The sequence below is a fragment of the Rubripirellula obstinata genome (assembly GCF_001642955.1).
Lineage (GTDB): Bacteria > Planctomycetota > Planctomycetia > Pirellulales > Pirellulaceae > Rubripirellula > Rubripirellula obstinata.
This window is the reverse complement of sequence record NZ_LWSK01000147.1, coordinates 1-12,228: the sequence shown is the minus strand read 5'-3', so window position 1 is coordinate 12,228 and position 12,228 is coordinate 1. Positions and strand designations below refer to the sequence as shown.

Here is a 12,228-nt window from a genome sequence, read left to right as displayed (position 1 = left end):
CGTAGCCGCGAAACCGAGCCAGAGAATTGGTGAGAGATAACGCTGCCATCCGGGGATTTACATCCCCGGCAGAGAGCTTCCGGCCCTCCGGGACTATTCACCAGCGTTATGATCGCGGATCGATCAACGACAATTTGCATTGATTTGTTCGACTTCCCGCGGGTTTCGAGTTCACCAACGAAATCGTTGCCGATTCGTTTGAGATGTTCCGGCCTACGAAATTGACCGCCGAAGGAAAAGCAACCGTCAGGCTACTTGGCATGAATGATCTGCGGCGAGTTGACGTGCACAAGCTTCGCGGGATCGGTCAATCAGGCAAAGAATCAGGGTGGCTAAGGGGACTTGAACCCCCGACCCTCGGAATCACAATCCGATGCTCTAACCAACTGAGCTATAGCCACCGTGTCGAGTCGTAATTTATCGGCCCAGACCGGCGTGGTCAACGGTCTGAGCGACCAGAATTCGTGAACCGGTTCGGTCAATTCCTTTGTGATGGTACACTGTAGGCCCGCGGTGGCTCAATTTTTGGTTAGCGTTTTCCCGTAGCTGATCCCGCCAGGGTTCAGTTTGGATGGACTGAACCCTGGCGGGCCCAGCTACGGTTGGAACCAATCATGTGGCTGAAGCAGAAAAGAGTCGTGTTTTCGTTTTGACTGACCTGTAAGGATTTTGACTTGGCTACTGATAATCTTGTTCCGCTGACGGCTAATCCCACGGCGATCCACGAACTCGCACCCTACAAGACGCTTGAAAACGATGAACTAAATGCTCGAATCTCTGCGGTGCGGGAACAATTGGGTGACAAGCTGTTGATCCTGGGGCATCATTACCAGCAGGACGAGGTGATCGAACAGACCGACCTGCGGGGCGACAGCTATTTGCTTAGCGAGAATGCGGCTGCGAGTAAGACTTGCGAAACGATTGTGTTCTGCGGCGTTCACTTTATGGCGGAAACTGCCGACATCTTGGCGAACCGCCCAGAAAAACTTGCCGAGCGTGATGGTCGGCGGACGACCGTGATCCTGCCCGACATGGCAGCGGGATGTTCGATGGCCGACATGGCCGCAATCGCTCAAGTCGAAGCAGCTTGGGCCGACATGGCGGAAGTCATCGATACCGAGCGAGTGATTCCGGTCACCTACATCAACAGTTCCGCTGCATTGAAGGCGTTCTGCGGTCGTCACGGCGGGATCGTTTGCACCAGCAGCAATGCGGGCGCGGTGTTGGACTGGGCGTTCGAGCGGGGTGACCGAGTTTTCTTTTTCCCCGATCAGCACTTGGGGCGAAACACCGCGCTGAAGATGGACATCACCGAAGAGCAAATGCCGGTTTGGGATCCGTACGACCTGGATCTGGGCGGTAACACAGAAGAACAGTTGACTGCCAGCAAGGTGATTTTGTGGAAAGGACATTGCAGCGTTCACCAAATGTTCCGCGCCGAACACGTGCATCAGTTTCGCGAGCAGCATCCTGGGATCAAGATTCTGGTCCACCCCGAATGCCCTCGTGAAGTCAATGACTTGGCGGACGTTTCCGGAAGCACTGGCAAGATCTTAAAGACGGTTCAGGAAAGCCCGGCGGGTTCCAAGTGGGCGATCGGAACTGAATTGCATCTGGTGAATCGTTTGAAGGCCGAGCATCCCGAACAGGAGATTCATTTCCTTAGCCCGGTCGTGTGCATGTGTGCAACGATGTACCGGATCGACTTGCCACACCTTTGCTGGGTGCTGGAAAATCTTCGCGACGGGGCCGTCGTCAACAAAATAGAAGTTGACCCAGAGACGACCAAGTGGAGCCTGATCGCGCTAGAACGAATGCTGGCCGTCAAGTGAATCCTGGCAGTAAAGGAGCGTGAGACTTTCTATAGTCGCCTTTCGCTCCGCGAAAGCAGCGGACACGCCACTTTCGCGGAGCGAAAGGCGACTATGAGAAACCGCCGATAGTCTTGTCTCTCCGGCGAGCGTTCGCGGCCGGGCATTCCTATGCCCGGCCCGTGAGAGGTCGATGGAGGCAGTTGTTCGTTTGCACGAATTTCTTTCTCGACGATGTCAGCCCGTGGCCGCAAGCTGACCGCGTTCCCCTCACGCGATGGCGAACTCGCGGAGACAAATATTGGTCGTTCGATGACCCAAGCAGACCACTTTTGTGGCCCCGCTGAGGTCTTTCTTCAGGTCGTCCTGTTAGAGTACGTGGTTGAGGAAATCGGTCAACGCCAGATCTCCCAATTTAGTTCGCGGTCCCAACGCTCCTTTGCAGTAAAGCGTTTATCGGAAGCAAGTTAGACGCTGACGCTCTTTTTTTGCATCTTAAATAACTTGTAATTCTTTCAAGACAACCCGGATTAAGGCCACCCGATGGGGTGGTGTGGTTTTGTCGGTCATCCGGGCGACTTTCCCGCTTGGATATCAGCCATTAGGCTAGCAAAAATGGATGAATCGCTCGCTGACCAAAAGACCGCCCTTCGCAAAGCGGCTCGTGCCGCTCGTAAGGCTGCAAAGATTGAGATCGCTTCGGAGTCCCAGGTCTTAGAATCACAGATAGCAAATCGGTTGTTGGCTTTGCCCGAATACCAATCGGCGAAGTGCGTGATGTGGTACATCGATGTTCGTGACGAGGTGCCGACTCGGGCCGCGATTCAGGCGGGGCTCGATGGCGGAAAAATTGTCGTGGTGCCGTACTGCGTCGATGGCGAACTGGAACTGTTTTTGCTGCGGTCAATGCGGGACGTCGAACCTGGCGAGTATGGGATCCTGGAGCCGAAGGTGTCGCTGCGGCAGATCGCTGATCGACGGCCACGGGTTGCCGACATCGACTTGATTGTGGTCCCCGGAGTTGCGTTTGGTATCGATGGCGAACGACTCGGGCATGGCAAAGGGTACTACGATAAGTTGCTGTCCAACGCCAAACCGGAAACGATGCTGGTTGGCTTAGCCATGCAGTGCCAAATTTTTGACAAGTTGCCGATGCAGGATCACGACATCTACATGGACCGAGTCGTCACGGAAGAAAACGTCTATCAAGGTCGAGGCCGCCGACAATCCAAAAGAAAATGAAAGTGATCCCACGAAGGAAAACGATTGATGACTGATTCGCCCAATTCCGAAAACAAGATCGCCAATCAATCGTCCCGCGAAATGCAGTGGGTCGATCGATTCACGAGCACGCTCGATACCAAATTACGAATTCCCGGAACCAAAATTCGATTCGGGCTCGACTTTCTGCTTGGACTGATTCCTGGGATCGGCGATGCGATCAGTTTGGGGCTTTCTGGAATGCTGATCGCAACGATGGCAAAGAACGGAGCGTCCGGAAAGTTGGTCGCCAAGATGTTAGGTAACGTGTTGCTCGATTCGATCGTTGGAACCGTTCCAGTCTTGGGGAACGTGTTCGATCTGTTTTACAAAGCCAACTACCGCAACCTAAACCTGATGCGGGAGCACTACGAAGAAGACAAACACAAAGGCAGCGTGTGGCCGATCTTGTTGGCGGTGATCGCGTCAATCGTCGTGATCCTGGCCGCAACCGCGTGGATGTTTATGAAGCTCTTTTCGTGGATCGGTGGTTTGGTATCGGGGACGTGATGCAACGCCGTCAAGAGTTTTGGGTCTGGCAAAACACGTGTTCGCTCGTTTAACCGCGTGGGCATCGCCCCGCGCGTTCCGGCTACGCGACGCGCGGGGCGATGCCCACGCGGTTAAACGATTGAAGAACCCTTACCGGCGTTGGGAGTGATGCGTGTTGGGCATTGCCGGAACATCGCTTCGCTACAAAAACTACGACACCGACGCGGCTTTCATCGCTTCTTGAAAACGCTCGAACAGGTAGCTGCTGTCGTGCGGGCCGGCGGCTGCTTCGGGGTGATGCTGAACACCGAAGGCTGATTCCGACCGATGACGAACGCCGGCGATGGTGTCGTCGTTGAGGTTTCGGTGAGTGATTTCAAGTTCGTCGGGCAGCGATGACTCTTCGACCGCGAACCCGTGATTCTGAGTCGTGATTTCGACTTTGCCGGTCGTCAAATCAATCACCGGTTGGTTCGCCCCGCGGTGTCCAAACTTCAACTTGAAGGTCTTCGCACCACACGCGAGTGACAACAATTGGTGGCCCAAGCAGATTCCAAACACGGGCGTCTTGCCGATCAGTTGAGCGATCGTTTTGTGAGCGTAGTCCAATGGTTCTGGATCACCGGGGCCGTTGGACAAGAACACTCCATCGGCTTCCAGTCGCAGGATGTCGTCGGCCGAAGCGTCGCCGGGCACGACGGTGACGGCGTTGCCACGGGAAGCAAAGTGGCGAGGAATGTTCCACTTCATTCCAAAGTCCATGCACACCACATGAGTTCCCGAGCCGCTGCCGATCGCTGAACCGATTTGAGTTTCGGTCCACTCGTCAAGCTTCTGGTCCCAGGACACGTTCTGTTTCGACATCACTTCGCGGACCAAATCGCGACCGACCAAACCGGGCGCTGCCTTGGCTTTGGCGATCAAGCTTTCGTCCGATAAATCGGTGGTCGAAATCACGCCACGCATCGCACCTTCACTGCGAATTCGGCGGACCAGCGATCGGGTGTCGATTCCCGCGATCGCCAAGATGTTGTGCTGTTTCAAGTAGCTGCTGATGTCGCCTTCGGAGCGATAGTTGCTATGCACGCGGCTGACTTCGCGGACGATGAACCCTGACAGCGACGGTTTTTCGTGTTCAATGTCGATCGAATTGACGCCGTAGTTCCCGATTTCGGGGTAGGTCATCGTGACGATTTGGCCGCGATAACTGGGATCGGTCAGGATTTCCTGGTAGCCGGTCATCGAGGTGTTGAAAACGACTTCGCCGTCCACTTCACCTTCGGCCCCGAACGAGTTGCCGGTGTAGATCGTGCCGTCTTCAAGAGCAAGTTTCGCGGTGGCCATGGATTGCAATTGGATGGGGGGAAAGAGGAACGCGTCTGTGACGCTTGAGGTTCAGTGGAAGAATATCAAAAGCGGAGGAAAATGCGAGGCATTGGATTCGCCCAATCAAAGTCGATTCGGCACCGGCGATTCCGCACCGGCGATCCAGATCAGGCCTGCGGCATGGCGTCGGCGGTGACGTACCATTTGGGGTTGGTGATCAATTGAGACGGATATTCGCTCGGGGCGATCTGGTCTGACGAGACGCTGGCCAAAGCGGCTCGCTTGTTTTCGCCCGACACCATGAACCACTTTTGGCTGGCCGAGTTGATCGCCGGAGCGGTCAGCGTGTAGCGAAACGTATCGAGTTTTTCGACCCAGTTTTCGACGTACCAGCGGTCCGTCTGGTCGATCGCCGACGTGCCTGGAAAGAGTGATGCCGTGTGCGCGTCGTCGCCCATCCCCAGCAAATTCAAATCCCACGCGGGAAAAGCTTGACCGGCAAAATGTTCTCGCAACGTTGTCTCGTAAGCCTTGGCCGCGGACGCCGGATTATCAACATCGACGGGCACACGGTGGACGTTCGCCGGTGGAATTGAAATCCGATCCAGCAGTGCCGTCGAGACCATTTTTGCGTTGCTGTCGTCGTGGTCATGTGGAACGTTGCGTTCATCGCCCCAGAAAAAATGAATTTGCGACCAAGGCAAATCGCGGTCGGCCAACATTTCGTAGATCCGTTTGGGCGTCGAACCGCCTGATAACGAAACGCTAAACGTATCTTTGGTGGACAAAATTCGCGTCACGAGATCGCAGAAATCGTTGACCACGGAATCTTGTAAATCTGAAACAGTCGGAAATGAATTCATGGGTACTTTGAAAAACTCGGTTGGCTAAGGAACGAGCGGGAAGTCAGTGTCGCCTTTCGCTCCGCGAAAGTAGCGAATTCACAGCTTTCGCGGAGCGAAAGGCGACTATGAAAAGTCGCACGTTCCTAAAAACTTTCGTCTTCACCGGGGAAACTGGCGTCTTCGATGGAATGTGCGTATTGAGTTGCGGCGGAGTGAATCGCTTGACGAACGTCGCCCCATTGCCGCACGAACTTGGGCAGGTAACCCGAATTGAATCCGATCATGTCATGCGTCACCAAGACTTGCCCGGTCGTATGTGGCCCCGCGCCGATGCCAATCGTGGGAACCGAAACGGCGTCGGTGATCGCTTGTCCGATTTCACTTGGCACGCATTCGACCAAAACCGCAAACGCACCGGCATCTTCGGCGGCCTTTGCATCGGCCAACAGCGTTTCAAGGTCACGTTGAACTCGGTAGCCGCCATCGACGTGAATGTTTTGCGGCCGCAGTCCAACATGAGCCATCACGGGAACGCCGGCCGTCACGATCGCCGCGATACGTTTGGCTTGCTCGGCACCGCCTTCCAGCTTGACTGCGTGTGCGGTGGTTTCCTGCAACACGCGAGCACTCGATTGGACGCTGCGACTAATTTCAAGCTGACCTTCGGGAAAGGGCAGGTCCACCAACACCATCGACCGCTTGGCAGCACGAGCGACCATTTCGGCGTGGTAGAGAATCTGATCCATCGTGACCGACAGCGTCGTTTCGCGGCCTTGCACGACCATGCCCAACGAATCGCCGACCAGCAAAATGTCGATCCCAGCTTCGTCCAACACTTCAGCCGTTGGGAAGTCGTAAGCGGTCAGCATCGAGATGCGTTTGCCGTCGTCTCGCATTTTTTGCAAACGCCGAGTCGTCACACGGGGCGGCGGTTTGGAGTTCGATTTTGGGTCCGATTGAGAACCTGGTGAGTTGTTTTTTGCCATGCCAATGTTCTAACTCAAACCTAGCATTTCAACCAGCAGATGAAGTGAGCCGTGATCGCGTAAGCGGCCGGGATTTCTGGATTCAACGGCAATGGTGAACCGCTGGCCGTAAGGCCTCGGGCAATGTGGTAGGCCCGGCCGCTTACGCGTCGCGGCTCACTTTAGGCGAGAGGCCTTGATGTTACCGGCAATGTGGAAGGCCCGGCCGCTTACGCGTCGCGGCTCACTTTAGGCGACAGGCCGTGGTGTTACCGGCAATGTGGGAAGGCCCGGCCGCTTACGCGTCGCGGCTCACTTTAGGCGAGAGGCCTTGATGTTACCGGCAATGCGGAAGGCCCGGCCGCTTACGCGTCGCGGCTCACTTTATCTGACAGGCCTTGATGTTACCGGCAATGCGGAAGGCCCGGCCGCTTACGCGTCGCGGCTCACTTTAGGCGACAGGCCGTGGTGTTACCGGCAATGCGGGTAGGCCCGGCCGCTTACGCGTCGCGGCTCACTTTAGGCGAGAGGCCTTGATGTTACCGGCAATGTGGGAAGGCCCGGCCGCTTACGCGTCGCGGCTCACTTTATCTGACTTGCCGTGCGATGTTAGACTGCGTGACAATCGCCCAAAATTCCGCACCGCAGAAAGTATGTCTGCTTTGAAAAACATTCTCATTACCGGTGGCCGCGTCGTCGATCCCGATTCCGGCATCGACCAGTTGGCCGATGTAGCGATCGCTGGTGACCGGATTGTGGATGGTTCGGCAGAATCGTTTGTTCCTGAAAAAGTGATCGATGCATCGGGTTGCGTTGTGATGGCCGGCGGCATTGATCTGCACACGCACATCGGCGGCGGCAAAGTTTCGTTGGCTCGCATGTTGATGGCGGACCATCGGTCGGTCGATAAGTTCTTGCCGACGGCCAGTCAGACGGCCGATCTGTATTTGAACATGGGCTACACGACTTGCTTCGAGCCCGCCGTGATTCCTTGCAACGCTCGGTCGGCTCATGCGGAAATGGCCGCCGTCACCGGCATCGATACCGGCGGCTATTGCCTGCTTGGAAACGACGAAGTCTTGCTGGAAATGATCGGCAGCAATCAGCCACCCGAATTGATCAACGACTACGTCGCGTGGATGGTGCGGGCGACTCGCAGCATCGCGGTCAAAGTGGTCAACCCGGGTGGCATCAGTGCGTTCAAATACGGCGTTAGAAATTTTGACCTCGATACACCGCATCCAAAGTACGGATGCACGGCGGCGAAGGTGATCGAAGTGCTGTGCCGTAGCGTTTCCGAGATCGGATTGGTCCACCCGCTTCATGTGCATTGCAGCAATCTTGGTGTGCCGGGCAATATCGACACCACGCTGGCCACGATCCGAGCCGCCAACGGTTTGCCCATCCATTTGACTCATGCGCAGTTTCATTGCTACGCCAAAGGCGACCAAGATCACGAATCGGCGATGGTATCCGGCGCAGCACAGCTTGCCGATGCGATTCGCAGGCATCCCAACGTGACGATCGATGTTGGGCAAATTATGTTTGGCCAAACGGTCACGATCAGTGCCGATACGATGCACCAGCACGACCATTTCCGCCACGCCAAGCCTCGCAAGTCGGTGTTGGTCGATGTCGAATGCGAAGCCGGTTGCGGCGTAGTTCCGTTTCGGTATCGCAAGCGTCAATTTGTGCATTCATTGCAGTGGGCGATCGGCTTGGAATTGTTCCTGATGATCGACGATCCGTCACGAGTCTTCTTGACGACCGATCACCCCAACGGAGCTCCGTTTACATCGTACCCGCACCTGATTCGTTTGCTGGGTGATCGATCCTTCCGCGAAACCGCGTTAGCCGAAATCAACTCGGAAGCTCAATCGAGTTGTTCGTTGGGCGGAATCGATCGCGAGTATTCGCTCAGTGAGATCGCCACGATGACTCGTTCCGCGCCGGCCAAAATCCTGGGGCTTTCCGATCGCGGGCACCTCAGCCACGGTGCGATCGCGGACGTGGTGATCTATCCCGATGGCAAAAACCTGGACGCGATGTTTGCTACTCCCGATTACGTGATCAAGGGCGGTAACGTCGTGCGAGATCCAACCGGCAGCACGATCCCGGATAACCCGATTCCTTCATCAACCTTGGCAGCGAACGTTTCCTTCGATCCAACGTCGGTTCAAAAATTGGAAAGCCGTTACGAATCTCGATCCACTTTTGCGATGCAGCGGTTATGGATCAGTGATGATGAAATGCGAAACGTGCTGGGCAGCGAAGTGGTTGCGACTGACATCAAGGAAAGACAGCGATGAACAGCCGAGGCAACAGCACTGATTTGCGGATCAACGGTGTCAAAATTGAGGCCGAGTTCGCGGAGGCTTTCGACATGAAGGCGACGCGAATCATCATCACGGGGCACGATCGCTACTGGGTGGATCAAGCCGCCATGTCGATGACGGGTTTCGGCACCAGCGTGGTCGGTTGTGGCATTGAGATCGCGGTCGAGCAGAATCTTGCACCCGAGCAAACGCCCGACGGACGACCGGGCGTTTCCGTGTTAGCGTTTGCGGTTTCGGGCAGCGAATTGGAAAAGCAAATTCCGCTTCGGCTTGGGCAATGCGTTCTGACCTGCCCGACGACCGCCGTTTTTGCCGGATCACACGAGTCGGCCGATGATTCAAATGCCGAAGCGAAGGCGTCTGCGAAACGAATTCCGATGGGCAAGTCGCTGCGTTACTTTGGCGACGGCCATCAAATCAGCAAAGTCGTCAACACTCGCGATGGCGACGCCCGCTACTGGCGAATCCCAGTCATGGACGGGGAATTCATTTGCCAACACGATGTCGCCAGGGTCTCTGGTGTGGGAGGCGGCAATTTCATCTTGCTCGGTCGCGACATTGACGCGGTGTCCGTCGCCTGTCGCGCCGCCGTTGATGCGATGAGAAATTTGCCCGGCATGATTACTCCGTTTCCTGGCGGGACAGCAAGAAGCGGGTCCAAGGTTGGGTCGAAGTACGCTGGTATGTTTGCGTCAACCAACGAAGCCTATTGTCCAGTGCTTCGCGAACTTGTTCCGACGAAGTTGCACGCAGGCGAAAACTGCGCGATGGAGATTGTGATTGACGGATTGTCGGCGCAACCGATTGCACACGCGATGAAGATCGGCATCTCGGCGGCTTGTCAGGCAGCAGGCGAAAGCGGTTTGCTTCGCGTGACGGCTGGGAATTACGGTGGCAAATTAGGGCGGCATCATTTTCACTTACATGAGGTGATGTCGTGAAGCACTGCGTCACGCTAACGCTTAGAGAAAATGTCGGTGGAAATTCGATCGACGGTTCAGGATTATGCCTTTCCAGAATCATCGGTAAGTCGGAACTGGAAATCAGCAAGTTATCGCTCGATAGCGAAACTGAGGATTGCATCGGAGAATTGTTCGATGTTGCCGTTGGATCCTCGGTTAGCCGATCAATGGTCCTGCGAGGCGACCTATCAAACTTTCACCATCTAGCCGCGAACCATCACAGCGGCACCATCGAAATTGATGGGAACGTTGGCGACTATTTGGGCGGAGCGATGGAAGGTTGCCGAGCCGGAATGTCGGGCGGCCGAGTTCTGGTGCGGGGCAACGCAGGCAAACAAGCCGGATACCGAATGCGGCGTGGCGAGATATTCATCGCCCAAGACGCTGGTGATTTCTTGGCCGCTCACATGATCGCGGGCACCATCTGCGTCGCCGGAAACGTTGCCGGAAACGTCGCCGGAAACGCTGCCGGAAAGGCTGCCAACCACGTCGGCTACGGCATGCGTCGCGGTTCATTGCTGCTGGCAACGCAGCCTGTGCTTGCTGCAAATCGGTTCTCTGGCCCCATTCCCGGCTCTGGACGCTGGATTCGGCTAATCGAACCGGTTGGCGATCAAAAGTTAGATCGGATGCTCGCGGAGATGGCAGCGGGGAATTGCGTAACTAGCCGAGGCGATGCGGCAGCGGGCGGAGTCGGCGAGATTCTGTGGACGGGCTGAGGAATCGAGCTCTCTTTCGTTGGGTTCCAGTTTGGCGGGGAGATCACATTGATCGCGATTCTAAAGCTAAGAATCGCTAGGCAAACCGATGGCCGCTGCCTAAACTGCGTTCTTAGCTTTCCACCCATCCGTGCTCACGAAGCATTCACCGCTTTCACATTTGAATTCATGACTCAACGCTCATTCCTATCGATCGCGTTTATCGCTTTCGCCACGTTACTTTGCCTTAATGTTCCTGGTTCGGGCGATGCTGTTGCTGCCGAAAGTGTCGCCGTGGCTGATCAAGAATTGACGGTTGGCGACAAAGCACCCCAGTTGGATATTGAGCACTGGTTGCAGGACGGCAACGGTTATTTCAAGCCGGTGACCAAGTTCAAAGATGGCAGCGTTTATGTGATTGAGTTTTGGGAAACCAATTGCGGCGCATGTCGTGCAGGAATGCCGAAGCTGGCCGAACTGCAAAACAGGTATCGCAAACAAAACGTTCGCATCATTGGCATTTCGCCTGAAGAACCAGCTCCGATCAAAGCCATGCTGAAGTTACCCAGCAGCGAGCCTGGGAAAACGTTTGGCGAAGTCACATCGGCCTATTCACTGGTCTCGGATCCCGACACGTCCACGTTCCAGGATTACATGGCGGCGGCCGGAATTAACTTTATCCCCACAGCGTTCGTTGTTGGTAAAAAAGGTGACATTGAATGGATCGGCAGCCCGTTCGATATGGAGGAACCGTTGGAAAAAATCGTTGATGGAAGTTGGGACTTAGCCGCGTACAAGAAAAAGGTCGCCGAGGAAAACAAGGCGGCGGAAACGCTGAAAAAGAATCTTGAAACGCTCGCCCGCCTTCAGGAGACGGGAAAGTACAAAGAAGCCATCGCTTTCGCGGCCGATCGTGTCAAAGACGCACCTGATCAGCAACAAAGCGGTTATTGGGATAGCGTCAAGCACATGTTGAAGCTCGTTTCGGGAACGGTGGATTCCGAAACAAAAGAGTACTTCGGGCTTCAATTTAAGATGATGCTTGCAGAGAAAAACTTGTCGGGCATCTTGCAGTTGGGCAATGAACTGTGTGGCGTCAGCGAGATGGGCGGCGAACTTGGTCCGTTGGGGAAACAAGCGATCGCAGTGATCCAGGCTATCGGACCTGAAGATGCCACCAAGGAAGCGTTACCCTATTATCACAACACGCTCGCGAACCTGTTCGATGTAACAGGCGACTTCAAGAAAGCCGCAGCTTCGCAGGAAACAGCGATCAAACTTTCAGATCCACGCCAGCAAAAACGTATGCAGCCTTACCTGAAAGAGCTACGCAAGAAAGCCGGCATCGGAACCGAGTAGTCGCCAATGCCGTTTAACCGCGTGGGCGATGCCCCGCGCCGTGAAGAGTTTCTAAATTGTTTAACCGCGTGGGCATCGCCTGGACCGCTAAATCTTTGGGATTGCATCAGTTCTCGTTTGCGCAGGTTTCATTCTCACCGCGACGTTGAGTGCTTCCGCCGGGCTTGCCCCGGA

At 55.4% G+C, this 12,228-nt stretch carries 10 protein-coding genes and 1 tRNA gene; 7 read left to right on the top strand and 4 right to left on the bottom strand.

Features of this window, described 5'->3' with window-relative positions; translation table 11 throughout:
- Positions 1-327: 327 nt before the first annotated feature.
- Positions 328-401: transfer RNA gene (locus tag RC85_RS22600), tRNA-His, on the bottom strand.
- A gap of 273 nt (positions 402-674) precedes the next feature.
- Between RC85_RS22600 and nadA the strand changes: the two genes are divergently transcribed.
- The 3 genes from nadA to RC85_RS22580 all read left to right on the top strand — a co-directional run bounded on the left by nadA (position 675) and on the right by RC85_RS22580 (position 3,581).
- Entirely contained in the window at positions 675-1,832 is a 1,158-nt protein-coding gene (nadA, locus tag RC85_RS22595; RefSeq protein ID WP_068267012.1) for a quinolinate synthase NadA, read from the top strand.
- Between the two features lie 594 nt (positions 1,833-2,426).
- Positions 2,427-3,053 carry a 5-formyltetrahydrofolate cyclo-ligase gene (locus RC85_RS22585; RefSeq protein ID WP_068267010.1) on the top strand — a complete coding sequence of 209 codons (627 nt, stop codon included), beginning with the start codon at positions 2,427-2,429 and terminating at the stop codon, positions 3,051-3,053.
- Positions 3,054-3,080: 27 nt separating this feature from the next.
- On the top strand, positions 3,081-3,581 hold the full coding sequence (locus RC85_RS22580; protein ID WP_068267009.1) for a DUF4112 domain-containing protein: 501 nt from the start codon (positions 3,081-3,083) through the stop codon (positions 3,579-3,581).
- A 192-nt stretch (positions 3,582-3,773) separates the two neighbouring features.
- Here the strand turns inward: RC85_RS22580 and carA are convergent, their stop codons facing one another.
- The 3 genes from carA to panB all read right to left on the bottom strand — a co-directional run bounded on the left by carA (position 3,774) and on the right by panB (position 6,720).
- The gene (gene carA / locus RC85_RS22575; protein WP_068267008.1) at positions 3,774-4,907 is read right to left on the bottom strand and encodes a glutamine-hydrolyzing carbamoyl-phosphate synthase small subunit; all 1,134 of its coding nucleotides are present in this window, start codon (positions 4,905-4,907) and stop codon (positions 3,774-3,776) included.
- Between the two features lie 149 nt (positions 4,908-5,056).
- Positions 5,057-5,752 carry a 6-phosphogluconolactonase gene (pgl, locus tag RC85_RS22570; protein WP_068267007.1) on the bottom strand — a complete coding sequence of 232 codons (696 nt, stop codon included), beginning with the start codon at positions 5,750-5,752 and terminating at the stop codon, positions 5,057-5,059.
- A 125-nt stretch (positions 5,753-5,877) separates the two neighbouring features.
- Positions 5,878-6,720: a 3-methyl-2-oxobutanoate hydroxymethyltransferase gene (panB, locus tag RC85_RS22565; protein ID WP_084422946.1), complete on the bottom strand. Its 843-nt coding sequence runs from the start codon at positions 6,718-6,720 to the stop codon at positions 5,878-5,880.
- Between the two features lie 632 nt (positions 6,721-7,352).
- Between panB and RC85_RS22560 the strand changes: the two genes are divergently transcribed.
- From RC85_RS22560 to RC85_RS22545, 4 genes are all read left to right on the top strand, one after another.
- Positions 7,353-9,008 (top strand): formylmethanofuran dehydrogenase subunit A, encoded by a 1,656-nt coding sequence (locus RC85_RS22560; protein ID WP_068267006.1) that lies wholly within the window; start codon positions 7,353-7,355, stop codon positions 9,006-9,008.
- Complete coding sequence (fhcD, locus tag RC85_RS22555) at positions 9,005-9,976, top strand: formylmethanofuran--tetrahydromethanopterin N-formyltransferase (protein WP_068267005.1); 972 nt, start codon at positions 9,005-9,007, stop codon at positions 9,974-9,976. The genes RC85_RS22560 and fhcD overlap by 4 nt, the downstream gene beginning before the upstream one ends.
- Positions 9,973-10,716 carry a hypothetical protein gene (locus tag RC85_RS22550; RefSeq protein ID WP_068267004.1) on the top strand — a complete coding sequence of 248 codons (744 nt, stop codon included), beginning with the start codon at positions 9,973-9,975 and terminating at the stop codon, positions 10,714-10,716. The genes fhcD and RC85_RS22550 overlap by 4 nt, the downstream gene beginning before the upstream one ends.
- A 168-nt stretch (positions 10,717-10,884) precedes the next feature.
- Positions 10,885-12,054: a peroxiredoxin family protein gene (locus RC85_RS22545; protein WP_068267003.1), complete on the top strand. Its 1,170-nt coding sequence runs from the start codon at positions 10,885-10,887 to the stop codon at positions 12,052-12,054.
- The last annotated feature ends 174 nt before the right edge of the window (positions 12,055-12,228 follow it).

Excerpts from the sequence above, each read along its gene's own strand:
- RC85_RS22585 (WP_068267010.1), top strand. The coding sequence starts at position 2,427 with ATGGATGAATCGCTCGCTGACCAAAAGACCGCCCTTCGCAAAGCGGCT.
- RC85_RS22580 (WP_068267009.1), top strand. The coding sequence starts at position 3,081 with ATGACTGATTCGCCCAATTCCGAAAACAAGATCGCCAATCAATCGTCC.
- carA (WP_068267008.1), bottom strand. The coding sequence starts at position 4,907 with ATGGCCACCGCGAAACTTGCTCTTGAAGACGGCACGATCTACACCGGC.
- pgl (WP_068267007.1), bottom strand. The coding sequence starts at position 5,752 with ATGAATTCATTTCCGACTGTTTCAGATTTACAAGATTCCGTGGTCAAC.
- panB (WP_084422946.1), bottom strand. The coding sequence starts at position 6,720 with ATGGCAAAAAACAACTCACCAGGTTCTCAATCGGACCCAAAATCGAAC.
- RC85_RS22560 (WP_068267006.1), top strand. The coding sequence starts at position 7,353 with ATGTCTGCTTTGAAAAACATTCTCATTACCGGTGGCCGCGTCGTCGAT.
- fhcD (WP_068267005.1), top strand. The coding sequence starts at position 9,005 with ATGAACAGCCGAGGCAACAGCACTGATTTGCGGATCAACGGTGTCAAA.
- RC85_RS22545 (WP_068267003.1), top strand. The coding sequence starts at position 10,885 with ATGACTCAACGCTCATTCCTATCGATCGCGTTTATCGCTTTCGCCACG.